The sequence below is a fragment of the Tetragenococcus muriaticus DSM 15685 genome (genome assembly GCF_000423785.1).
GTDB lineage: Bacteria > Bacillota > Bacilli > Lactobacillales > Enterococcaceae > Tetragenococcus > Tetragenococcus muriaticus.
Genome location: NZ_AUIQ01000009.1, coordinates 30,772 through 53,461, shown reverse-complemented (window position 1 = coordinate 53,461; position 22,690 = coordinate 30,772). Strand labels below are relative to the sequence as shown.

20 protein-coding genes, 1 tRNA gene and 3 pseudogenes are annotated in these 22,690 nt (G+C 35.5%); 9 read left to right on the top strand and 15 right to left on the bottom strand.

The window, feature by feature from the left end:
• Positions 1-282 precede the first annotated feature (282 nt).
• Positions 283-429, bottom strand: coding sequence for a helix-turn-helix domain-containing protein (locus G577_RS11965; RefSeq protein WP_155988475.1), 147 nt, complete (start codon positions 427-429; stop codon positions 283-285).
• A gap of 413 nt (positions 430-842) precedes the next feature.
• On the opposite strand from G577_RS11965, the pseudogene G577_RS11735 reads away from it, so the two are divergent.
• The 4 genes and pseudogenes from G577_RS11735 to G577_RS12405 all read left to right on the top strand — a co-directional run.
• Positions 843-1,253, top strand: a pseudogene (locus tag G577_RS11735) (sigma-70 family RNA polymerase sigma factor); the annotation flags it as partial.
• Positions 1,233-1,466: a helix-turn-helix domain-containing protein gene (locus G577_RS12410; protein ID WP_342341848.1), complete on the top strand. Its 234-nt coding sequence runs from the start codon at positions 1,233-1,235 to the stop codon at positions 1,464-1,466. The pseudogene G577_RS11735 and the gene G577_RS12410, both read left to right, overlap by 21 nt.
• A gap of 20 nt (positions 1,467-1,486) precedes the next feature.
• On the top strand, positions 1,487-2,428 hold the full coding sequence (locus G577_RS10925; RefSeq protein WP_231556833.1) for a site-specific integrase: 942 nt from the start codon (positions 1,487-1,489) through the stop codon (positions 2,426-2,428).
• Positions 2,429-2,926: a tyrosine-type recombinase/integrase gene (locus tag G577_RS12405; protein WP_280453004.1), complete on the top strand. Its 498-nt coding sequence runs from the start codon at positions 2,429-2,431 to the stop codon at positions 2,924-2,926.
• Positions 2,927-3,205: 279 nt separating this feature from the next.
• Here G577_RS12405 and G577_RS0102755 read toward each other — a convergent pair.
• The 9 genes and pseudogenes from G577_RS0102755 to sfsA all read right to left on the bottom strand — a co-directional run bounded on the left by G577_RS0102755 (position 3,206) and on the right by sfsA (position 12,083).
• Positions 3,206-3,279, bottom strand: a tRNA-Arg gene (locus G577_RS0102755).
• A gap of 148 nt (positions 3,280-3,427) precedes the next feature.
• Positions 3,428-4,597, bottom strand: a complete 1,170-nt coding sequence (locus G577_RS0102750) for a GNAT family N-acetyltransferase (protein WP_028789861.1) — start codon at positions 4,595-4,597, stop codon at positions 3,428-3,430.
• A gap of 71 nt (positions 4,598-4,668) precedes the next feature.
• A pseudogene (locus G577_RS11730) lies at positions 4,669-5,392 on the bottom strand (PTS transporter subunit EIIC).
• 28 nt (positions 5,393-5,420) lie between these two features.
• A complete protein-coding gene (locus G577_RS0102740) occupies positions 5,421-5,741 on the bottom strand; it encodes a PTS lactose/cellobiose transporter subunit IIA (protein WP_028789860.1) in 321 nt (106 codons plus the stop codon).
• A 114-nt stretch (positions 5,742-5,855) separates the two neighbouring features.
• Positions 5,856-6,173, bottom strand: coding sequence for a PTS sugar transporter subunit IIB (locus tag G577_RS0102735; RefSeq protein ID WP_028789859.1), 318 nt, complete (start codon positions 6,171-6,173; stop codon positions 5,856-5,858).
• A 136-nt stretch (positions 6,174-6,309) separates the two neighbouring features.
• A pseudogene (locus G577_RS10915) lies at positions 6,310-9,024 on the bottom strand (sigma-54-dependent transcriptional regulator).
• Between the two features lie 19 nt (positions 9,025-9,043).
• Positions 9,044-10,312 carry a DEAD/DEAH box helicase gene (locus G577_RS0102725; protein ID WP_028789858.1) on the bottom strand — a complete coding sequence of 423 codons (1,269 nt, stop codon included), beginning with the start codon at positions 10,310-10,312 and terminating at the stop codon, positions 9,044-9,046.
• A gap of 9 nt (positions 10,313-10,321) precedes the next feature.
• Entirely contained in the window at positions 10,322-11,329 is a 1,008-nt protein-coding gene (locus tag G577_RS0102720; protein ID WP_028789857.1) for a Gfo/Idh/MocA family protein, read from the bottom strand.
• Between the two features lie 22 nt (positions 11,330-11,351).
• Positions 11,352-12,083, bottom strand: a complete 732-nt coding sequence (gene sfsA / locus G577_RS0102715) for a DNA/RNA nuclease SfsA (protein WP_028789856.1) — start codon at positions 12,081-12,083, stop codon at positions 11,352-11,354.
• A gap of 136 nt (positions 12,084-12,219) precedes the next feature.
• Here sfsA and G577_RS0102710 point away from each other — a divergent pair, with 136 nt between their 5' ends.
• The gene (locus tag G577_RS0102710) at positions 12,220-13,509 is read left to right on the top strand and encodes a serine hydrolase (protein WP_028789855.1); all 1,290 of its coding nucleotides are present in this window, start codon (positions 12,220-12,222) and stop codon (positions 13,507-13,509) included.
• A 260-nt stretch (positions 13,510-13,769) separates the two neighbouring features.
• Here G577_RS0102710 and G577_RS0102705 read toward each other — a convergent pair whose 3' ends face one another.
• A complete protein-coding gene (locus G577_RS0102705; RefSeq protein ID WP_028789854.1) occupies positions 13,770-14,252 on the bottom strand; it encodes a GyrI-like domain-containing protein in 483 nt (160 codons plus the stop codon).
• A 119-nt stretch (positions 14,253-14,371) separates the two neighbouring features.
• On the opposite strand from G577_RS0102705, the gene G577_RS0102700 reads away from it, so the two are divergent.
• A complete protein-coding gene (locus tag G577_RS0102700) occupies positions 14,372-15,574 on the top strand; it encodes a YdcF family protein (protein ID WP_028789853.1) in 1,203 nt (400 codons plus the stop codon).
• A gap of 92 nt (positions 15,575-15,666) precedes the next feature.
• Here the strand turns inward: G577_RS0102700 and G577_RS0102695 are convergent, their stop codons facing one another.
• Positions 15,667-16,170 carry an HD domain-containing protein gene (locus G577_RS0102695; RefSeq protein ID WP_038023597.1) on the bottom strand — a complete coding sequence of 168 codons (504 nt, stop codon included), beginning with the start codon at positions 16,168-16,170 and terminating at the stop codon, positions 15,667-15,669.
• A gap of 115 nt (positions 16,171-16,285) precedes the next feature.
• On the bottom strand, positions 16,286-17,047 hold the full coding sequence (locus G577_RS0102690) for a TrmH family RNA methyltransferase (RefSeq protein WP_028789851.1): 762 nt from the start codon (positions 17,045-17,047) through the stop codon (positions 16,286-16,288).
• A gap of 96 nt (positions 17,048-17,143) precedes the next feature.
• Here G577_RS0102690 and G577_RS0102685 point away from each other — a divergent pair, with 96 nt between their 5' ends.
• The 3 genes from G577_RS0102685 (at position 17,144) to G577_RS0102675 (ending at position 19,469) form a co-directional block, all read left to right on the top strand.
• The gene (locus G577_RS0102685; protein ID WP_028789850.1) at positions 17,144-17,416 is read left to right on the top strand and encodes an acylphosphatase; all 273 of its coding nucleotides are present in this window, start codon (positions 17,144-17,146) and stop codon (positions 17,414-17,416) included.
• Between the two features lie 106 nt (positions 17,417-17,522).
• Positions 17,523-18,455 carry a membrane protein insertase YidC gene (gene yidC / locus G577_RS0102680; protein ID WP_028789849.1) on the top strand — a complete coding sequence of 311 codons (933 nt, stop codon included), beginning with the start codon at positions 17,523-17,525 and terminating at the stop codon, positions 18,453-18,455.
• Positions 18,456-18,521: 66 nt separating this feature from the next.
• Positions 18,522-19,469: an AEC family transporter gene (locus tag G577_RS0102675; protein WP_028789848.1), complete on the top strand. Its 948-nt coding sequence runs from the start codon at positions 18,522-18,524 to the stop codon at positions 19,467-19,469.
• A gap of 61 nt (positions 19,470-19,530) precedes the next feature.
• Here G577_RS0102675 and glyS read toward each other — a convergent pair whose 3' ends face one another.
• Positions 19,531-21,600, bottom strand: a complete 2,070-nt coding sequence (gene glyS, locus G577_RS0102670; RefSeq protein ID WP_028789847.1) for a glycine--tRNA ligase subunit beta — start codon at positions 21,598-21,600, stop codon at positions 19,531-19,533.
• Complete coding sequence (gene glyQ, locus G577_RS0102665; protein ID WP_028789846.1) at positions 21,601-22,515, bottom strand: glycine--tRNA ligase subunit alpha; 915 nt, start codon at positions 22,513-22,515, stop codon at positions 21,601-21,603. It abuts the gene before it with no gap.
• Between the last annotated feature and the right edge of the window lie 175 nt (positions 22,516-22,690).

Genomic DNA, 22,690 nt, shown 5'->3' with positions numbered 1-22,690 from the left:
AGAGCACGCGCGTCAAGTGCAAATTCACTTATCAAGTACAAATGTTTACAATACACTTTTTTGGGAAGTCCTTACACGAATTCAGCGATTGAATCTCTAGTTTACTTTTGCCCTTTTCATCCTTATAAAAAAGGCTTGGCTTTCATTCTCTAGGAAGAATTTTATCTTTTTTTAGCGTCGTTCGATTATCCCTTCCTATTCTTGATTAAAAAGTGGCGATAAAAAGGGAAAATAACATAAAAGTCACCTCGTTGATCGGTCGAATGCGTTATCCACAAATTTTTATAAATCATTCAGGTTAATTAAATACCTTGGTGCGATTTTAATGATTTCTCCCACTTGCTTACGGGTTAACCCTTGCCTTATTCGAGCTTCTTTTATTGTATGACCAATGGGACGAAAATCAAAATTGTCTTTTCTGTTTCTCAACACCAACCACCCTATCACTTTGAATGAAATTGTACGTTTAAAATTCTATTCGTTATTTTAGAATAATTCAACAACCGAATTTATCTTTGCCTGCATAATATGGAATTATTGAGGTTAACGCTTATGTTCTATTTGTGCTTAACTTTAAATAGACATTTTACAGTGTCGCTAAAAAAAGAATAAACACTCAAAAAGAGAGGAATTGTAAAAAAAGTAGTTTTTTAGTTCCTACGAAGAGAATTATAAAGTCATCTAAACAAATGAAAGTTTTTGTTTGGATGACTTTTTTTGTGTTTATACAAACTTTTTTTCAAAAAATGCAATTTTTTCCCCTTTCGTGTCGGGACATAGTGCGAAAGGGGATAAAAATACTCTTTACCTCCTTTCCACGGATGAAGGGAGGTGAAAACAGAATGAAACCCTCAACTTTTCAAGAAACCACCGAAAATCAATTTGATTACATCTGCAAAAAGGTTATAGAAGATGAACGAAAGGATTATTTTAAGCACCTCACTCGCCTGAAAAAGAAGGAAATCTCTTTTTCTGAAATGGGGAATTATGTATTCAATCAATTAGCTACCAAAGATCAATATACCGTGGATAAACAATTTTTTGAGTTAGATGACGCTAAAATCGGTATCGAAAACGAAAAATTAGGCGCAGCGTTAGATCTTTTGTCGGAGAAAAAAAGAAAGATTATTCTACTTTATTACTTTATGGATATGAATGAAGGAGAAATTGCGGAGGTAATGCATGTAAGCCGTTCAACGGTCAACCGTCAACGAACACAAGCCTTATCTTTAATGAAAGAGTGTATAGAGGAGGTTTATCATATGAAAAGCATTGAAGGAGAAGACACACTGACATTTACAGAGCCTGCTAAAAAAACGTATACGATTAGTGAAATTGCCAGAATATTAAATATAAGTAAAAAATCCGCCTATCGTTTAGTCCAGCAGGAAAGTTTTCATTCCGTTAGAGTAGGTAGATTGATTCGAGTATCTAAATTCTCTTTCGATAAATGGTTAAGTCAATAATCATTTAAGGAGAGATAAATATGGCTTCAATCATTTCTAGAAAAACAAAATATGCTGTTGTTTATTGGTATTTGAATGAAAGCAATATACGGAAACAAAAATGGGATACTTTAGAAACCAAAAAAGAAGCTCAAGCGCGTAAAGCTTTTATCGAATACTATCAAAAAAAGAATGGTTATTGTCTTGTTCCTCATGAGCAAGAAATCATTGGTGTACAAAAACAAGCAGCCGAACAGAATACAACAAAAGAAGATGAAGACATCACAGTACGTGAATTTTTAGAAGTCTTTGTAAATTTATATGGTCCATCGAAATGGTCGGTTTCAACTTTCAGTACAAAACTTTCGCAAATTGAAAATTACATTTACCCACTCATTGGAGACTTGAAACTAAAAGACCTAACAACCAAGAAACTTACGCAATATTATCATGATTTGTTAAGTGTCCCTGAAGTTCCAAGGGGCAATCGTAAAGCAAGTGGGCGCATGGTGCAACCGGCTCTAGTCAAAAAGATTCACAACACCCTTCGTTGTGCACTAAATCAGGCCATTCGCTGGGAGTATTTGGATACAAAAATGCGGAACCCTGCATCCCTAGCTACCCTACCCAAAAGACAAAAGAATAAGCGAAAAGTTTGGTCGATAGAAACCTTCACCGAGGCAATTCAAGTAGCTGAGGATGAGCTATTACTTTTAGCCATGCAGCTTGCTTTTTCTACATCTCTAAGAGTCGGAGAAATTACGGGCCTTACATGGGATAATCTTGTGATTGACGATGAGTCGATTAAGAATAATATGGCTAGACTATCAGTGAAAAAAGAGCTTTCCAGAGTCTACCTATCCGCTATGCAAAAATTGCAGGAAAAAGATATTATTCGTGTCTTTCCCGTACAAAAGCCGCATTGTAAAACAAGACTCGTCTTAAAAACGCCAAAAACAGAATCTAGCGTACGAACAGTATGACTGCCACAAACGGTCGCTAATCTTTTTAGACAATATCAAAAAGATCAAGCGGAGCTACAAGAATTTTTAGGAGATGCTTATAATGATTATAATTTGGTCTTTGCCTTAGATAACGGGAATCCAGTAGAAAGCCGCATTATCCGAGACCGTTTAAAATTATTATGTGATGGACATGGTTTTGAACGAGTGGATTTCCATAGTTTGCGTCACTTGAGCACGAAGTATAAATTAAAAATGACCCAAGGAGATATTAAATCGGTACAAGGTGACACGGGGCATACAGAAGCTGAAATGGTTACCAACGTTTACGCCGAGATTGTTGATGAAGATCGTCGATTTAATGCTCAAAAACTTGAAGAAGCTTTCTATCACAATTTAGGCAAAGCAAAAACCTCAGAAATTTCTTCAACCGAGTTATCAGAAACCGACAAACAACTGATCGCTTTAATAAAAAAATTACCGTCTGAATTAAAAGAAAACCTTTTAAAAGACTCTTAAAACTTCGTAGTTAATGATGCGCTAAAAAGCGAATCTTTTTCTTTGTTAGCAAAGGCAGTAGTTCTGACTATAAAAATCTTGCTAACAAAAAGTGTTAGCAAATTCTTAAAAAATCACAAATTTTTCTTATTTTAAAAGCGAGTGTTAGCAAACTTTAAAAGAAAATAGAATGTTAAAATTCTTATATCAGTAATTTTTATTTTCGTTAACTTGGTTTTACTCCATCTCAATAAAAGAGCTGAATCTTTTGTCAGTCAAAAGATTCAGCATTAACCTAAACGTCCCAGACAGGAATCGAACCTGCGACGTACCGCTTAGGAGGCGGTCCCTCTATCCTACTGAGGTACTGGGACATATAAAATTGGGCCTTAGTTGTAACTACTGCTTAGGAGGCAGTCGCTCTATCCTGCTGAGCTACAGGGACATAAAAAAAGCCACAACCCATTTTATCGTTTTGTCTTAAAAAGAGCAAGGCAATTTAACGACAAAATAGGTTGTGTATTAAAAATAATCTTCTAAAATAGGTGCTTTTTGCGGTGTTAACTGTTTAATGGACTCGATAATTTTTTCATCTACTGAAACAAATTCATGAAAAATCAGGTCATCGATCGAAACATATCCCAAAAGTAATTGAGCCAAACGTTGTACGCTAATTTTTAGTTCCGGTAGTGAGGTTGAAGTAACTTTTTGAATTTGTAACTGTTCATTTTTTTTAAGTTCAAAAGTTCCTTCATTCCAAGGTGCATAGGGATCATTTTCAACTGTTATCGCAAAAGACTCTTTTAAGTTTTTTAAAGGATACTTTTGTAAGAAAGTTTGTACATCAACGATTCTAGCCATCATTTCAGGTCGAACGATCGCCTGAGCTACAGGTTTATCATGGATAAAAAATCCTTCATTTCTGTCGTAACCTTTTTCAAAAGTAATCCGTTCGGTTGAATCTTTATGAGAAAAAATATATCGGTTTAACCCTTTATAAGCTTCTACTGTTAAATTTAGCCAACGGATACAAATAAATTTTCCACTTTCGATTTTGTAGATTAAATAGCCCTCAGGTTGATCTTGTTGGTTATAATAAAGCGCAAAGTAAACATTGGTTTTTTCTTTAAATTTATAATCATACCACCAGTCTTCGCATAATAAGCCACCATATTTATGTTTATCTGATTGTTGATCAATTTGTTTAACGCCATCCTTAGCATCTTCCCAATTCATGCGGTAAACATAGCCTGCAGCTTTAGCACTATCTGGCCACTTTGAACTTTCTAAGTCATAACAAATTCGTTCAAATGTTAATTCGTAACCATATTTTCGATAAAATGGATAGGAAAAGGGATCTAAATAAGAAAGAGTAACTCCGTTTTGGTAACAATCTTCCAGCATTTGTTGCATTAATTGGTCAATATTTCCTTGGCCACGAAATGATGGATCAGACGAAACAAGACCAATACCTGCCATATCAAACACTTGATGAAATAATTGAACTTTAAGTGGAGTAGCAATCACTTGACTAGCTAATTGTTGTTTATAAAAAGCTCCGTATATAGTCGAATGTTTCATTAATTGATAAAATCCGTTACGATGTTGTTGATCATCCGCAAAGCGAAAAGCATACTGAGCTAATTGATAGCTTTGGTTAAAGTGTTCAACAGAAAGTTTTTTTAGTGTCATGAATTTACCTCATTTTCATTTTAAAATGAACGAAGATAGATGTATGAAAACATCTATCTTAGCCTATCTTATTATTGTTCCGTTTCTTTTTTTAATTCTTGATCTACTCCTAGTTTAACAAATGGAATATAAATAACAACGGATAAGATGAGATTTATCGCAGCAAGAATGGCTCCTGCAAAACTTTGTGTTGCTAAGAAGCCTCCAATAACCGGTGGAGTTACCCAAGGAGGCATGAAAGTAGCCACGGGAACAATTCCTAAACTAGTAGAAAAATAAGCAACGGTAACTAAAACTATAGGAACAATAATAAATGGGATAAACATAATGGGGTTTAATACAATAGGTAACCCAAACATCATTGGCTCGTTGATATTAAAGATCCCTGGAGCAACACTTAAGTTATTCACAACCATTCGTATCCATACCTGTAGCTCCGCCAATTGTAAAAAATGAAGCTAAAGAAACAATCCCAGTTGCTACAGGATCTTTACCGTAATCTTTAGCTAAGTTACTAGCTACTAAATAAGCAATCATTACAGATAATACCGCAAAAGTCCCTTCCCAGATCGAATCGCCCACGCCTTTCCAAGATTCATTAGCAAAAATTGAATTCATCAATTCTTGGAATCCAGGGATAGGCAAGTTATTGATCATGGTTGCTAAACCACCAAGGATGAGTAAGGACATAGTAACCATAAAAGCATCGCGAATGGCTCCAAGATGACGTTGTGACCCAATTTTTGAAGCAACGGGGACAAACTTTTCTTCCATAAAACGTACAAATGTATTCATTTTTTCCTCCTGCTACTCAAATTATAGATTATTTATCTTCCAAACGACGATACAAATCAATAATTTCCGTTGCTAAATCTTTAAAAGCAATTGCAGTCATCAGATGGTCTTGTGAATGCACAGTGAGTAAATTAATATCCATATGTTTTCCTTGAGCTTCTTCAGTAAGCATGCTTGTCTGTGATTGGTGAGCTTGATTTAATGATTCATCAGCGTCTTTTAGCTTTTGATCTGCTGTTTCAAAATCTCCCTTTTTAGCAGCAGCAATGGCTTCCATCGCATCGCTTTTAGCATTGCCTCCATACATAATTAATCCCATCACTGCTTCCATATTTTCTTGCTCATCCATATAAAAATCCTCCTCATAGTTTTTCAGAGAGCAGAAATAGTTTTTCCTCCCCATCTTTCTAATCACAGGGAGTAGATTTCTATTCCTTTCCCTAATAGTTTGTAACTATAGCTATCATTCCATCAAATTTTCCGCTTGTTGTAAGACATTTTCACCGTTCATCATGCCATAATCAGACATATTAATCACATCTAATGGAATTCCTTTCGGTGCTAAGCGTTTTTCAAAATCACCTTTCATAAAACGTACTTGCGGTCCTAATAATAGCACATCGACAGAACAGTTCTCTAGGTTTTGATCCGCTTCAGAGGATGAGCACGCAAAAATTTCTGCTTCCATTCCTTTGTCATCTGCTGCCTTTTGCATTTTAGTCACCAATAAGCTGGTACTCATTCCAGCTGAACAAACTAACATAATCGTTTTTTTCACCATTTTCTTCACTCCTTAGTTTTACTTTACATCTTTATAATAAGCAATAAACATGCCAACAAAAAATAAGACCAATTACCTATATCATAAGAATTTGGTCTAATTTTTAACATTACACACTAAAAACAAATCTTACACACTAACTTTGTGTGTAAAGTCTAAAAGGGGTATCCATTTGGTTTTTGATAAAAGCTTCTGTTAAATAAACTATTTCATCCTCTGGAATGTGTATATTGTAATTTTTTTCAATAGAAATCATCGAAGTTTTTAAAATATCAATTTCTAAACGATATTTCTTTTGAAAAACCGCTAAATTTGAAAATTGTCTATTCATACCTGTTGTACGCAGCGTTTCTACTAAAAAAGCCAGATGAATGACTAAGCCTGACTCTACATCAGCTTCTAGAATTATATGCATCTGAGACTGTACTTGTTGCACGATTGTTTTTAACGTTTCTACTAAAACAGGTAAGGAATCTACATGCTTAATACTGCCTTCAAGTGAATTCACAATAGTTTCAGTCGCTATTTCGTCTTTTATAATACTTTTTAATACTTTTAGCTTTTCGTCGTCGAAAACATCGTACGCAGAAAAGAAAGGGATATTTTGATATTCAACTTCTACTGTGCCCGCAATAGCCTTAATTTCATATTCTGCTAATAATTCATCGATATGTTTTTTAAAAGTCTCTCTTTCAATAAATTGCATTGGAATAATTTCAACTTTTGCTTGGTCAACAAATGCTGCAATGCGCTCGTATAATTTAGCTGCAACCCCTTCTCCTGTAAAGCAAGTTACCACGATTGCTTTTTTGCTATGTTTATTATCCTTCAGATCCGTTTGAAACTGTTCACGAACAATCGTTTCAAAAGAGGTTTGGATGTTTTGGTAAATATCTTCTAGACTGCGTCCCATTTCAGACATGCGCAAGGCTTCAATCACAATCATTGTACTTGTCATAGAAACTGCTTTTGTCCGTATCCCTGTTTCTTCATACAACAAAGTTGCAAATGAATTCAAGGAACCCATATCCGTTAATAACAAAAGTCCATTCAAAAACATCGATTGGTTCTCTTGCACATAATTTAATAATTTTTGATACATTTGATTCACTGAAGTGTCTAAGGACATATCCATCGCAATACCTTGAGAAGAGCCTAACAGTTCTTGAGAAGCTGATAAAATACTAGAAGCCGTCGAATTGCCATGCATCAAGACAATAACACCTACTTTATTTTGAGGGAATTGTTCTTTTTGTCCTAGTTGAATTGAAAGAAACATGCTGATAAAACCGATTTCATCAAAAGGAATTTCAAGTTGCATTTCTTCTTCGATTAAAGTAGACAAATCAAGTGCCACTTGAAATTCCGTTTTTAATTTTTTTCTGACTCGATTTAAATCCGGGTGAACAATGGGCACTTCTTTACGAATACGATCGAATGTAAGTTGTAAATGCAAAGCAAAAGCAAAACGTGCTTTTTTATTATAAGTACGATCTAACCTTTGTTCGGCTATATCATATAATCGATCGGTTAGCTCCCAAATGTTTGCAGCAATCAGATCTTTTTGTGTAGAAGTTTCCGCTAGCTCTTCTACATAGCTAGCGAAATAAGCATCTACATCTTGAGAGATCGCTTTTTCCAAATCTGTACTGGCTATATTTTCTCGGTTGAAAGAAGATACCTTATCTTCAATTTCGTGATAAACTTCCATATTTTGTTCTAAATCTTGCGACCAGACAACCTCGGTTCCTTGTGGTTCAAAGGTTAAATAATCGCCTTTTCCTTCAAGAAAATGCTCAAGTCGCTCAGAAACTTCTTTGATTTTAAGTAACCCTTTTTGAACTTGTAAAGGGCAATCTCTTTTTCGAATGAATAGTTCCGACTTCTCCCGTGTACGATAATGTAAAAAGGACTTTGCACAAACAAGTTTTAAGTCGCGTTTTACTTGGCCAATATTGGCTTTTGCGTCATATAACATAAACGCAATCATGGCATCTTTTTTTACCTTAATGGATTGGTTTAAACGATCGGCTTCTTGCCTAATAAAAAGCGAAACCAGTTCATAACGCTCATCTAAAGAACGCGTGGATAAATTAGGTAAAGTAATCGACATAGGGATTCTGCGATTAAATGTATCTAAAAAAGTATCAGAAGTCGCAGTGGTTGCGCCTATAATTTGCACAGAAGCCTCTTAGGTTTGACTACTTTCGCCTAACGGTCGATAAACTCCTTTATCAATAAAGCTAAATAACATTTCTTGACCTTCTGGAGGTAGACGGTGAATTTCATCTAAAAATAAAATCCCACCGTCTGCTTTGGCTAAAAGTCCTGTACTATCAGAATCTGCACCTGTATAAGCTCCTTTTTTCACTCCAAAGATATGCCCAAACAGTAACTGCGGGTTTTGAGCATAATCTGCACAATTAAATGAAATAAACGGAGCACTCTTAGCTATAGATTTAATTTGAATAGCGAACTGGTACATACATTCTGCAAACATTGATTTTCCTGTGCCTGTTTGACCAAAAATAATGGTATGTAGGCCCTTAGGTGGATATAACATCGCTGCTTTGGCCTGCTGAATACTCACTTTTAAAGAAGCGTCCGCACCTACTAAATGATCAAAACGGACTTCATTTGTGGAATTTAAATTTTTTTCTTCAGATAAGATCGGACGATAGATTACTGGACGATTCGTGGATTTTTCAATATTTCCATTTTGGGCCAGCTCATTTAGATAACGACTCACATTACTACGATCAACTTCTAATGTTGTCGCAATTTGTTGAGCTGTGAGCCCTTGAGTATGGTTATTTACCAGTTGCAAAATTTCCTGCTTTCTTGGATTCATAAAACCCTCCTACATCATTTTAACGTCGGGCAGAAGAAGTCTTATTTTTAGGAGCACCTTTATCTTTTTGTTTTTTCTTCTTTTTTTTAGGCTTCTTCGTTTGATCTTTCTTTTTTTGCTGAGTCTTTGGTTTTGTTTTTACTTTTTTCTTAGGAATTTCAGACTTTGTGGGTGCTTCAGTCGTTAATTGACCTTCATACAAGTAGATTTCTTGTAGTGAAAGTTCCAAATTGTTGGCTATTTTTTTAAGGTCCGATAACGTGTCTTCTTGTACAATCGTAATGACTGCCCCAGCCTTTCCCATTCTACCAATACGTCCTGCTCGATGTAGATAGCTTTCCTTAGAGTTAGGCACTTCAGTATTTACCACATAATATAGATCCGCAATATCTAGGCCACGAGAAGCCACATCTGTTGTCAATAATTCAACAATTTTTTGCTGACGAAAATTTTCCAAAGCTTGCTTACGGTCTTGTTTGCCTTGATCAGAAGCTAAACTAGCTACCGGTAAGTGATGATATTGTAGTTTTTCTACAGCACTGCCTAAATCTTGCACCTCATTAAAAAAGACCAGCCCTTGAAAGTTATCGACATGTCCTAGTCTTCTTAAAACATCTACAGTTCTTCTAGCAGGATAAACTAAATAGTAATGATCCACTTGTTGAAGATGATGATCTTCTTTTGTTACATCAATCACTGGTAGCTCTTGTTGAAATAACTGCTTAATTTCTGGCAAAGCGTTAGTCCCTGTAGCTGAAAAGAAAGCATATTGGCTCGTATTAGGAACACTTTTTATAATTGATTGCATAAAACCGAGCGCTTCTTTTTGTAACAATTGATCCGCTTCATCCAATATAACTGTCTGGATGTGTGCTGCTTTTACTTTTTTTTCTTGGATTAACTCAACGAGTCTTCCGGGCGTTCCTACTAAAACTTCTGGTTTTGCTTTTAACTTTTCCATTTGTCTTTTTTTATTGGCTCCACCAATAAGTGATTGCACCTGTAAACCAAGATTTCCAGTCCAAGCTTTAGCAACATTGGTTACTTGCACGCCTAATTCTTGCGAAGGGACAAGGACTAATAACTGATTGCCTTTTTTGGGTTGAACGTTTAATAAAGTAGGCCATAAGTAGGCTAATGTTTTTCCCGTTCCAGTAGGTGCTACACCTACTAAGCTTTCGCCTTGATTTAACTGAGAAAAAACTTGTTCCTGGATAAGCGTTGCTTGACTAAATCCTTCTTCTTTTGCTCTTTGCTGCCATTTTTCTGGCAGAAAATCAATTCCCATAATTCTCCTCTATTCTTGATCGGCGTCAAACACAACGCCAGCTTGTTTTCTTAATTCGTAAATGACATGACTAACATTTCGGGCTAATTCTACCCATTCCTCATATCTTTGGCCATAATTTACATTTGTTGGATTTTGAATAATTTTGGCAAAATCCTCTGCTTCTTCGATCATCGGGTTTTCTTTAGCCGTTACTTCAATTTCAAGAGGCCCTTTTTCATCCGTATGCTTATATAAACTTGCTTGGTTGATCGAATTGACTCCATCAAGCCATAGCGTGCCGTCATCAAAATAAATTTCTGAAGGCAAATGTGCATCGCCAATCTTTCCGTGTTGTAACGTGACATCAAAGTTTTCGTAACGCAAAATAATCACACCCATACCATCAACTCCAGTAGCGATTTTTTGCGCAAAATGATGCACTTCATTAGGAACGCCAAACCAAGCTAAAGCAGCATAAACAAGATAAACACCTAAATCAGCTAAAGAGCCTCCTGAAAATCGCGGAGAAAAGATATTAGGTTCTTCTCCTTGTTGAACTAAATCGTAGCGAGAAGAATATTTCATGTAACTGAAATTAGCGCCAATAATATGATTAGGCGTCGGTAAAAATTCTCGCACTTTTTTGAAACTTTCTTCATGAATATTACGAGCTGCTTCAAAAAAGAAAACTTGGTTTTCGTTGGCTAATTGAATGATTGTGTCCATTTCCTTAGGTGTAGAAAAGGCTGGTTTTTCTACAATGACATTTTTCCCAGCTTGAATGGCTTGTTGAGCTTGAACAAAATGCAGACTATTAGGTGATGCGATATAGACAGTGTCCATTTCTTCTAAAGCAAAAAATTCTACTAAATCATCCATATAATGATGACTTCCTGTATATTGCTCACCAAATTCTTGAGCTTTGGCAAGCTTTCTAGAGTAAACAGCAGTCAGCTCATATTCTTCAGTAGCTAATCCTGCTTGTACGAATTGGTGGGTAATCCAGTTTGTCCCTATAATTCCTAAATGGATCATTGTCATTCCCTCTTTCTTTTTATTATTTTAATGGATCTTTAAACGGTATATCTAACACAAATGGCACTTCTTTTGTCAATTCAAGTTGCGTGGCGCTAACATAAGAGGCGTAACAAAGAAAGTGAACACCGGCTTCTATAGCCCGACGAACAGTCCTTTGCAATTCAGGTTGCATGTCTTCGTGAATGGTGGCAGCTTCAATTAAAGCAAATTGCGCGACAAAAATGACGTAATTTTGCATTCCTTGTGTTTGGGATTGTAACAACTCACGTACATGTTTTAGTCCACGTGCTGTTGGAGCATCAGGAAAAGCGCCCACCCTTTCATTTTCTAAAGTCATTCCTTTCACTTCAATAAACCCTTTTTCTGCTTGTTCGGTCTCAAAATAAAAATCAATACGCGAATTGTCATAAGTGGCTTCTCTTTTAATGAAAGCAATCGAACCTTTTAATCCAGGTAAAACTATCGTTTGGTTTAGTAAGGCTTGATAGACAATTTCATTAGGTGCGCTACTATCTATATTATACCAATAGCCTTGCTTTTTGACCGCAACTAAATCATAAGCCGTTTTTCTTTTTATACTAGAAGAGAAATTTAAAGCAACTATTGCGCCAGATACTAAGACTTCTCTTCCGCGTCCAGTATTTTTCACATGAACATCCACAACTTCATTATTTTCTATTAAACGACAACATGCGACAAAACGATTTTTTCTTTGTAGAAAATAAGCCAATTGAATCTGTTTATATTCCATTATATCACCTGCTAGTAGAATTCTACCATATCTTTTTAACTATAACTTAAAATATCTCTTTCTTTCGCTTTTTCAATTTGAATCTTCTTTGCACATTTGATAAAATGCTCTTTGATAAACACAAAGGAGATTACTCATGAATAAAAAATGTTCTATTCCCTTTATCATAGGGATTATTTTTTTACTTTTTTCACCACTTTCTACGAATGTATCCGCGTCAGAAAGTCCTGATATCAGAGCTGAAGCAGCCATTTCACTGGATTACGATACAGGTAAGATTTTTTATGAGCAAAATAGTGATGAATCAATGGGAATCGCTTCTACCACTAAACTAATCAGTCTTTATCTAGTTCAAAAAGAAATCCAAGATGGCAATCTTGATTGGGATGAGGAAGTTCCTATTTCCCAAGACGTGGCAGAATTAAGTGAAAACCTTGATCTTTCAAATGTTCCATTAGCTGAAAATGAATATTATACAGTACAAGATTTATTTGAAGCAGCTGTTATTCAATCTGCTAATGCAGCCACGATTGCTCTGGCAGAAAAAGTCGCAGGTTCAGAAGAAGAATTTGTCGATCAAATGCGTCAACAAGTAGAAGATTGGGGTATTATTGATGCTAAAATCGTCAATAGTACAGGATTGTCAAATGAATTTTTAGGAGATAATATTTACCCTGGTACCACACAAGAAGACGAAAATGAACTATCTGCTAAGGACTTAGCGATTGTCACGCGTAACTTGTTGCAAGACTTCCCTGAAATTTTACAAGTAAGTCGTATCCCAGAAAAAGAATTTGCTCCGGATTCTTCCACCCCTTTTGACATGGAAAACTTTAATCAAATGTTACCAGGACTGTCTGCTCAAAGAGATGGTGTAGACGGATTGAAAACAGGCACCACTGATTTAGCAGGCGCTTGTTTTGTCGGAACAATTGAACAAGATGGGAATCGTCTAATTACTGTGGTTTTGAATGCAACAGATCATGATGAAATCGAAAATCCGAATGCTCGTTTTGATGAAACAAATAAACTGATTGATTATTCCTTTGACAATTGGAAGCAAGAAACGATATTAGAAGAAAATGATTCGATTCCTAATACATCTTCAATTACGGTTCCTCAAGGGAAAAGACAGTCCCTACCGATTGTGGCTCAAGATGAAGTAAATCTTTGGCTACCAGAAAATAAAAGCAGAGAAGACGTGTCTTATAACGTATCTTTAGAAAATGATGAAGTAGAAGCCCCAATTGAGTCAGACACCACCGTGGGTACTGTCCAAGCACAAGATGAGGACGATGATTTAGGTTATTTGGATAATGAAGAGGCTGAAGAATACTTTGAAAGTCCTCTTGCGACAACCGAAGGTACTGAAAGAGCAAATATTTTCACAACCATTTGGCGCAATATTAAAAATTTCTTTCAATAATTGAAACGAATATTATATAGAAAAGTTATAAAATGTTTTATAATATAGCAATGCTGATTTTTCTTTTCCAACTTAAGCTCCCAAAAAAAGACGAAGCTGGGACATAAATAAAGACAAGACAAAAATACCCGAACGATATTTGATAAGATTTTCTAATTGTCGTGAATTTGCGACAAGGACCTGCTGGACCGCAGGAGCAATCTCTCTTATAGTTCGGGTATTTTATTATTAAGGAGACTTTTGTCCCAGCCTCGTCTTTTTTATAATAGATTTACCGGAAAATATAACTCAACTTCTCCTGCAGTAAAATCTGGTAAGTAATGTTCTTGAATAGCGCCTACTAAATGAAGTTCCTCACGCGGTAAGATTTCTTCCAACATTTTTTGTGTCATCGAATCTAGATTAGGTGCGTCTGTTTTCACAACCAAGTATTCCATAGCAGGTAGTTCCCAACGTTGCCACCCTTCTGGCGGTTGTACAGATGATGGAAGCTCAATACCCGCTAGATATCTTCCTTGATCTTGCCAAGGCTCAAGCCAATATTTATCATCAGACATTACCCCCCATAAATCTGCTTCACTCGACTGTTTATTCACAAATTCATCTAATTGATCCAAATCTTGATAAACAGCTTTCCATAATTCAGATACCCATTGGGGCGCATCATCTGCTGGTCCTTGCCCTTCTTTTCCTATAACAGTAAAGGCAGGTTTTTTTGTCTGAATGACTTCTCCAAGTTCCAAATAATCATCTCCTTTGTTTTGCGTCCTCTTTATTGTAACGAATTTTTTACAAATGAGCGAATATTATAAGTATTTTTCCAAAAAATTTGCTATACTTATTTCTATAAGGAGTGAATTTTATGGTTTTTGGGCATGTTCCCTGGTTTATACTTGCTTATTTATTACTTATTTTTATTTTAACTAAGCGGTATAAAAAACAACACAAACCTAGGTTATTTTGGAATTTTGTTTATTGGACCTTTTTATATCTGTCCCTTTATTTGGGAATGATTGAAGTTCAAAATGGAAGCTATTTTTTTCTTGTACCCTGCCTTTTTTTTGCTATTTTTGCTTGGGTATTTCAACGTGAAAAAGCGCGTGTGATAAATGGCTTTCTTTTTAATTTTTTTATTGGAATTTTCGGACTTTACTTACTCTATAACTTTTTTATTACTAGCGATATTATTGTTTTTAGTTTAATATTTCTCGTTGGGATTTTATTTTTCGCTGTCGCTTTATTTGGATTCATTGGCTTGATCATTCTATTTTACTGGAATGCTTTAGTGGTTATTAGAAGAGAAACTCATTCATTAGCAAATTTATTAACCTTAATTTTGGCCGTTTTAATGACCATTTGGCTTATCTATGACTCATTCATTATTCAAATGTTACCAGAATGGGCAACACTACTATTGTCGGTTTTACCAGCTATGTTTATCTACTTTGTGATCGCCTTTTTAAATTTTTTCAGCGCTTCAGTTTTATATCAATTTAACCAACCATCTTACAGTCAAGATTTTATTATTGTTTTAGGCGCTGGTTTAGTTGGTGGAGACAAGGTTTCTCCCTTATTAGCGAACCGTATTCAACGAGCAATTACTTTTTATTATCAGCAACGCAAAAATACCCGGCACCCAGTAAAATTTATTATGTCTGGAGGCAAGGGTCATGATGAAAAAGTAGCTGAAGCTGTAGCAATGAAAAAATATGCATTACAGCAGGGCATTCAAGAAGAGGACATTTTAATTGAAACGAATTCAACCACAACTCTAGAAAACATGCAATTTTCAAAAGAAATTATTGATCGTTCAGAAATTACTGATCCTAGTGTCATTTTCTCCTCTAATAATTATCACATTTTTCGTGCTGGAATATTTGCAAAAATGGCGCATTTAAAAGCTGAAGGAATTGGCTCAAAAACAGCATTTTATTATTTACCCAATGCTTTTTTACGTGAATTTATCGCAATCATCGCAATGAAACGAAAATTCCATTTTACTATGGTTACTTTACTTGGTTCAGGATTATTATTACTATCTATTATATCGCAGTTTTCTTCTTAATTTATATTTTATTATTGGAGACAAGCTGATGAAGTTGCCTCCAATACAACTTAGAATAAAAAACTTGGGTTTGAAATTAAACCCAAGTTTTTTTATACTGATTGTTTTTTCTTAAATGTAGTGTTCCAACGATGTTTAATCCGTTCACTCATTGGAAGACTTGCTTCTTGTACAGCACAATATTTATCAACCATCGTCACGATATAACTTTCTTTGTAACGTGGAGGTGCAATGGTCGCACCAAACATGTGCTTGATAATAATATCTTTTTCCATATCAGACAATTCAGTTAATTGCTCAGCGTTTTTACAAGCGACGCGTGGATGTACATAAGCATGACTTCCTTCATCAAACTTGGTTGTACGCCAATCATAATAAAACAAGTCATGTAGCAATCCAGCACGAGCGCAAGCTTTAGCATCTCCATTGAATCGCTTTGCTAATTTATAACTGTTATAAGAAACACTAATTGAATGATCTAAACGTGTCGAATGTCTATGTTGAACAAAAGCACCTAATTTTTGAACTTCTTCTGTTTCAAGCAAGTCCTCTACATAAGACACATATTCCGAATCTTCTTGCCAAGTTATTTTCATATAATTTGATTGCCACCTTTTGACTTTTATATATTTACACTTTCCAGTATAACACGTTTTCATTCATAAACCAGCCACACAATAAAAAAACGCTTAATTTTAAAATTTCCTTAACCTACGAAATAAGTGCATATATCAAAATACCCGCTGCAACCCCAACATTAAGCGATTCAGCATCACCATAAATTGGAATATATAAATTTTGATTAGTCAACTGTAAAATATTTTCCGCTACTCCTTGGCCTTCATTTCCTAAAATAAGTACAAAATTGTCTTTTGTTTCAACTTCCTTATAAGAAATAGCTTCTGGATCTAATTTAGTTCCGTAAATTTTACTTCCAATGCTTTGGAATTCAGCGATCACTTCCGTTAATTCTCCGCTAAAAATTGGCAAATGGAACTGACTCCCTTGCATACTGCGCAACACTTTTGGACTATATTTATCTGCTGTCCCTTCACCTAAAAAAATTCCATCAAACCCTGCTGCATCAGCTGTACGCACGATTGTTCCAACGTTGCCGGGATCTTGGACATTATCTAAAAGCAACCATTTCCCAGAAAAGTCGCTAGGATAATTATTCGCCTTTTGGACTAAAGCAATAATACCTTGTGGCGTGGGTTGCTCTGACAAAGACTTCATCGCCTCATCAGAAAGTACATAATAAGTAAATTGATGATGTTCTACCCAGTCTTGCCATAGATCCATCCCTCGCTTATCTAAAAAAACCTCTTTGATGTTAGCATGAGCTTTTGCTGCCTCTTCTATCAGATGGTATCCTTCAAGTAGATAATCTTCCGATTGGTTACGATACTTTCTTTGATGTAGCTTTTTTAGTTTTTTTATTTTGTTATTTTTTGCTGCTTGAATCTCTCTCACAATTTCACCTCAGATGTATTATAACATAAAAAATTCCTTTACTTGTTCAATTATTCAAAACGCGCTATTATAGAATTAAAAGAGGAGGGATACAACATGAGAAAAGTACGTATGTCGGTTGAAGGCAGAGTGCAAGGCGTTGGCTTTCGTTATTCTACCAAAATGGTAGCAGATGAGTTAGGAATCACCGGCGTTGTAAGAAACGAAATGGATGGTTCAGTTTCAATGGAAGCTTGTGGTGAAGATGATGCCATTAAGCGTTTTATCCAAAGAGTCAAAGAATCACCTTCCCCTGCTGGTAGCGTGACAAATATCGAAGTTGAAGATGACCCGTCCATCAAAGAGCGTAAGAAGTTTATAGCGAATTAAATTTTTTCTTTTCTTTCTTCTTATTTTGTTATTGTTCATTGAAAAAAGACTGTTTTTTTAGTATAGTTAATTTTGTGCAAATTTAAGAAGAGTAAAGGAAAATAATATGAGAAAAATAAAAAAATGGCTAATTACCTCTGGCCTTTTAGGCGTAGTTATTACACTAAGTGGATGTGTAAGACGGCTGGATGATGGCTCTCCTGACCCTAACGGTCTCATTTATCGTTTTTTAGTAAACCCTTTGGGTAGCTTTTTAACATATATGGCAGACAATTGGGGTCTAGGTTTTGGCTGGGCAATCATTGTTTTAACAGTGATTATCCGTTGTATTTTAATGCCTCTAATGATCAACCAATCGCGTAAATCCATGTTTCAATCAGAAAAAATGCAATACTTGAAGCCACAAATTGAAATTGCTCAAGCGAACATGAAAAAAGCGACCACACAAGAAGAACAAATGCAGGCACAAAAAGAGATGCAAGAAGTCTATAGAGCAAATAATCTTAGCATGCTTGGTGGAATTGGTTGTTTACCCTTATTGATTCAAATGCCTATCTTTTCGGCTCTGTTTTTCACCGCTCGTTTTACACCAGGTATTGAATCTGCCACTTTTTTTGGTATGAATTTAGGTCAGCGTAGTATAGCTCTTGTCATTGTTGCCGGTCTTGCTTATGTAGCCCAATCTTTCATTTCAATGATTGGCGTCCCTGCGGATCAGAAAAAACAAATGCGTAGCATGATGATTATCTCACCAATGATGATTGTATTTGTTTCCATATCTTCGCCGGCTGGTGTTACATTATACTGGGTTGTCGGTGGTTTGATCGGTTGTATCCAAACGTTTATAACAAATGTTTTAATGAAACCTCGAATTAAAAAACAAATTGCTAAAGAAATGGAAGAAAATCCACCTAAAACTGTTGTTACTGAACGAAAAGATGTCACTCCAGAAACTGAAACAAAGCAGAAAAAGACAGCGCAGCCAACAGATAAAAATAGAAACAGAAACGCTGGTAAACAGCAACAACATAAAAATTGATAGAAAAGAAGCGAAATGGGATATTCTTCTTCCTTTTTCGCTTTTTTTAAGGAGGTCTCTTATTCATTGCTAGAAGCTTATTTAAATATTTTAGTTATTTTTTCATTAATGTTTGTCGGTTACGTTCTCTCTTATAGACAGTGGTTTTCTAATCATACGGCTGATGTATTTTCAAAATTAGTATTGAACTTGGCCTTGCCGTTTAATATGTTTTTAACAATCACTTCTAATTTTTCTAAAGAAGAATTCCTAAACCTTTTTCAAGGAATGATTATCCCTATCATGTCAATGCTTTTAACCATGGCTTTAAGTATCGGTTATCGACGCGTTTTTCACGTTAAAGAAACTCGTAAGGGAATTTTTACCACCATTTTTACTTGTTCAAATACTATTTTTATAGGCTTACCAATTAATTTAGCTATATTTGGTGAAGAGGCTGTTCCATATGTTTTACTCTATTACATTATCAATACTACAGTGTTTTGGACGATTGGAGTTTATTTTATTGCTTTTGATGACCCTCGAACGAAAGAAGCCACAGTCACTTTCCATCCTTTAGCTGTTTTAAAGAAAGTTTTTTCACCAGCTCTATTAGGTTTTTTAATCGGTTTAGTATGGATGTTATTGAATATAGAAATTCCAGCGTTCTTAGCTGACTTTGGTACATATCTAGCGAATTTAACGACACCATTGTCTATGTTTATTATAGGAATTATTGTCTATTTCCATGGCGTAAAAAATCTCAAACTAAATAAAGATATTATTGGGGTGTTACTCGGGCGTTTCGTATTTTCTCCATTAATTGTTTGGGGCCTAGGTCAATGGATTCCTGTTCCTAGTTTAATGTTACAAGTATTTATTATTCAAGCTGCCATGCCAGTACAAAATTCGATTCCTATACTTGCCCGTAATTATCAAGCTGATGAAGAATTTGCAGCTTCTAGCTTAGGTTATTCGGTCTTGTTATACCTCTTGTATATTCCATTTTTATTAAAACTTATCTATATGGTTTAATAATAAAGAAGCTAATAAAATCAGCTTTGTTTCCTGATTTTACTAGCTTCTTTTTATTCCCTTACTTTGTTACTAAATCATTCAAACTTGCAACAGCAATGGCCATCTGAGTAATTTTTCTTAATTGAGCTAAACGGTTATTACGTAAAGTTTCATCTTCAGCCATAACCATCGTTTGATCAAAATAATCTTCAATTAAAGGTCTTAGCTTTGTCAAATCTTGATAGTTCTGTTCCACTGTTTGTGAAGTAAATTTATCTTCAATTTCTTGAACGGCTTGATATAATTTTTCCTCTGTTTCGTTTTCAAATAGCGAGGGATCGACTTCATTTGTACTGTGATCTTTTTGCCCCAAATTCATTACACGAGTTAAAGCTTCAATGGAAGATTTAAAATCTTCATCGTTTAGATGCTTATTTAAAGTCATTGCCGCTTCAAGTAATTGATGAATATCTTCTTGAGCAGCATCAATAACCGCCTCAACAATATCATAACGATGGTTTTGGGCCAATAAAAATTGGCGTAAACGTCCCTTCAAGAAATGTCGAACTTCAACCGCTTGATCCGCTAAATGAATACCGTAAAAGTCCACATTTTGATTAATTGTCCTAGTAATTTTCTCTTGTAACTCCTTAAATGGAAAGGACCACTGTTTATTAGCTAAAATTCGTACAATTCCGTAGGTTTGCCGTCTTAACGCATAAGGGTCGCTAGAGCTCTTAGGTTTTAACTCAGCAGCAAAAAAGGTCAATACACTATCTAACTTATCAGCAATGGCCAAAACTGCTCCAATATTGGAAAGAGGTAATTCTCCTTCACTAGCGATAGGTAAATAATGCTCACGGATAGCTTGTGCGACATCTGATTTTTCACCTTTTAATAAAGCATATTTTTCTCCCATTATCCCTTGCAATTCAGGAAACTCATCTACCATATTGGTCACTAAATCAAACTTATAAATTTGCGCTGCCCGTTGTAAATCCGCTAATTCTTCGGTAGATAAATCTACGTAATTGCCGATAATACGAGCAATCTCTTGTACACGCTGCATTTTTTCATACATCGAACCAATTTTTTCATGAAAAGCCACACTCTTTAACTTTTCAACACATTCATCAATACTTAATTTCTGATCTTCTTGGTAAAAGAACTCCGCATCCTCCAAGCGTGCCACTAACACTTTTTCATTTCCTTGGATGACATTTTCAATTTTGGTTTGGTTCCCATTTCTAACTGAAATAAAATGGGGCAAAAGTTCCCCATTTGTCGCTTTTACTTCAAAATAGCGCTGGTGTTCTTTCATAGAAGTAATTAATACTTCATCTGGCAACTGCAGATATTTATCCGCAAAATCTCCAACAAAAGCTGTAGGATACTCTACTAAATGATTTACTTCAGCTAATAAGTCTTCATCCTTATCAATTTGCCAGTTATTTTCTTGTGCAATGGATTGAATTTGGTCTGTAATCATTTCTTGTCGTTTAAAATGATCGGCAATAACATATTGTTCTGCTAAACGCTGTTCATAAACATCTGCGTTTTCTAATGCAACAGCATTACCTAAAAAACGATGTCCATAAGTTATACGGTCTGTCGTAACATCCAAAATTTTAAAAGGTACAATTTGATCACCTAATAAGGCGACTAACCAACGAATCGGGCGAATATATTCAAAATCATATTTATTCCAATGCATAGTCACCGGAAAAGTCAAACTAGTAAGGACTTCTTTTAATCCTGGAAGAACATCTATAGCTTTTTTCCCTATGGTTTGTTTTGTTACATAGACATATTCAGTATCTTTCATTGTTTTAAAATAAATATCTTCTGTACTTAAACCTTGCCCACGTACAAAGCCTTGTGCCGCCTTACTCCAATTGCCATTTTCATCCATTGCGATCTTTTTAGCAGGACCCTTAATTTCTTCTTGAGTATCCGCTTGTTTTTCCGCTAATCCCTGTACTTGAAGAGCTAAACGTCTAGGAGTAGAAAACATATTTACTTGCGTAAAAGTCAAATGGTTTTCTTCTAGAAATTGTTTAGTTTTTTCTTCTAATTGTAAAACACTCGGCTCAACCACATAGGCTGGCATCTCTTCTAACCCGATTTCAACTAATAAATTTTCCGTCATTTAGCCTTCCTCCTTTAATAATTTTTCTGCCTGTGTACGGTCTAATAAAGGATAACCTAGCTTTTTGCGTTCATTGACAAATAGTTTGGCCACTTCTCTTGCCATATTACGGATACGTGCCAAATAACCCGCTCTTTCCGTTACTGAAACCGCACCCCTAGCATCTAGCAAATTAAAGGTATGACTGCATTTTAAAATATAATCATATGCAGGATGAACAAGACTTTCGGTAATGCAGCGTTGCGCTTCATGCTCAAATTTATCGAAGTTTTCTAAAAGCATCTCTTGGTCACTTATATCAAAAGAATAACGTGAATGCTCATACTCAGGTTGTTTAAAAATCTCTCCATACCTAATCCCTTGGGTCCATTCTAAGTCAAAAACATTATCCACTTCTTGAATATAAGAAGCCAAACGTTCTAAACCATAAGTTAGTTCCGCGGTCACTGGATAACAAGCTAATCCTCCTACTTGTTGGAAATAAGTAAATTGCGTAATTTCCATACCATCTAACCAGACTTCCCAGCCAACACCAGCACAACCCATAGAGGGATTTTCCCAGTTATCTTCAACAAAGCGAATGTCGTGTTCTAAAGGGTCAATCCCTAATAAAGTCAGACTATTTAAATAAAGTTCCTGAATATTTTCAGGCGAAGGTTTCATTACTACTTGTAATTGATGATGTTGATATAAGCGATTCGGATTTTCCCCATATCTCCCGTCAGCTGGACGTCGTGAGGGCTCAACATAACAAGCATTCCAAGGCTCTGGTCCAATAGCTCGCAAAATTGTATACGGACTCATTGTACCGGCCCCTTTTTCTGTATCATAGGATTGCATGATCATACATCCCTGATCAGACCAATATTGTTGTAAACGTAAAATCATTTCTTGTAGCGTTACTTTTTTTGTCATACAATTGCTCCTTTCAAATTTTTCATAAAAAAATCCCTATATTTATACAGAAGGTGTATAAATATAGGGACGAAGATTTCGCGGTTCCACCCTACTTCCGATATCTATCGGCAGCTTTTTATTTGTGCTCACTTATGCCTACGGTAAAAGGGCTTCTATCTGGCTCTCACTTTCC

Excerpts from the sequence above, each read along its gene's own strand:
- G577_RS0102695 (WP_038023597.1), bottom strand. The coding sequence starts at position 16,170 with ATGAAAATAACTTGGCAAGAAGATTCGGAATATGTGTCTTATGTAGAG.
- yidC (WP_028789849.1), top strand. The coding sequence starts at position 17,523 with ATGAGAAAAATAAAAAAATGGCTAATTACCTCTGGCCTTTTAGGCGTA.
- glyS (WP_028789847.1), bottom strand. The coding sequence starts at position 21,600 with ATGACGGAAAATTTATTAGTTGAAATCGGGTTAGAAGAGATGCCAGCC.
- G577_RS0102750 (WP_028789861.1), bottom strand. The coding sequence starts at position 4,597 with ATGACACTAAAAAAACTTTCTGTTGAACACTTTAACCAAAGCTATCAA.
- G577_RS0102720 (WP_028789857.1), bottom strand. The coding sequence starts at position 11,329 with ATGATCCATTTAGGAATTATAGGGACAAACTGGATTACCCACCAATTC.
- sfsA (WP_028789856.1), bottom strand. The coding sequence starts at position 12,083 with ATGGAATATAAACAGATTCAATTGGCTTATTTTCTACAAAGAAAAAAT.
- G577_RS0102710 (WP_028789855.1), top strand. The coding sequence starts at position 12,220 with ATGAATAAAAAATGTTCTATTCCCTTTATCATAGGGATTATTTTTTTA.
- G577_RS0102700 (WP_028789853.1), top strand. The coding sequence starts at position 14,372 with ATGGTTTTTGGGCATGTTCCCTGGTTTATACTTGCTTATTTATTACTT.
- G577_RS0102735 (WP_028789859.1), bottom strand. The coding sequence starts at position 6,173 with ATGGTGAAAAAAACGATTATGTTAGTTTGTTCAGCTGGAATGAGTACC.
- G577_RS10925 (WP_231556833.1), top strand. The coding sequence starts at position 1,487 with ATGGCTTCAATCATTTCTAGAAAAACAAAATATGCTGTTGTTTATTGG.
- G577_RS0102725 (WP_028789858.1), bottom strand. The coding sequence starts at position 10,312 with ATGGGAATTGATTTTCTGCCAGAAAAATGGCAGCAAAGAGCAAAAGAA.
- G577_RS12410 (WP_342341848.1), top strand. The coding sequence starts at position 1,233 with ATGAAAGAGTGTATAGAGGAGGTTTATCATATGAAAAGCATTGAAGGA.
- G577_RS0102740 (WP_028789860.1), bottom strand. The coding sequence starts at position 5,741 with ATGGATGAGCAAGAAAATATGGAAGCAGTGATGGGATTAATTATGTAT.
- glyQ (WP_028789846.1), bottom strand. The coding sequence starts at position 22,515 with ATGACAAAAAAAGTAACGCTACAAGAAATGATTTTACGTTTACAACAA.
- G577_RS0102685 (WP_028789850.1), top strand. The coding sequence starts at position 17,144 with ATGAGAAAAGTACGTATGTCGGTTGAAGGCAGAGTGCAAGGCGTTGGC.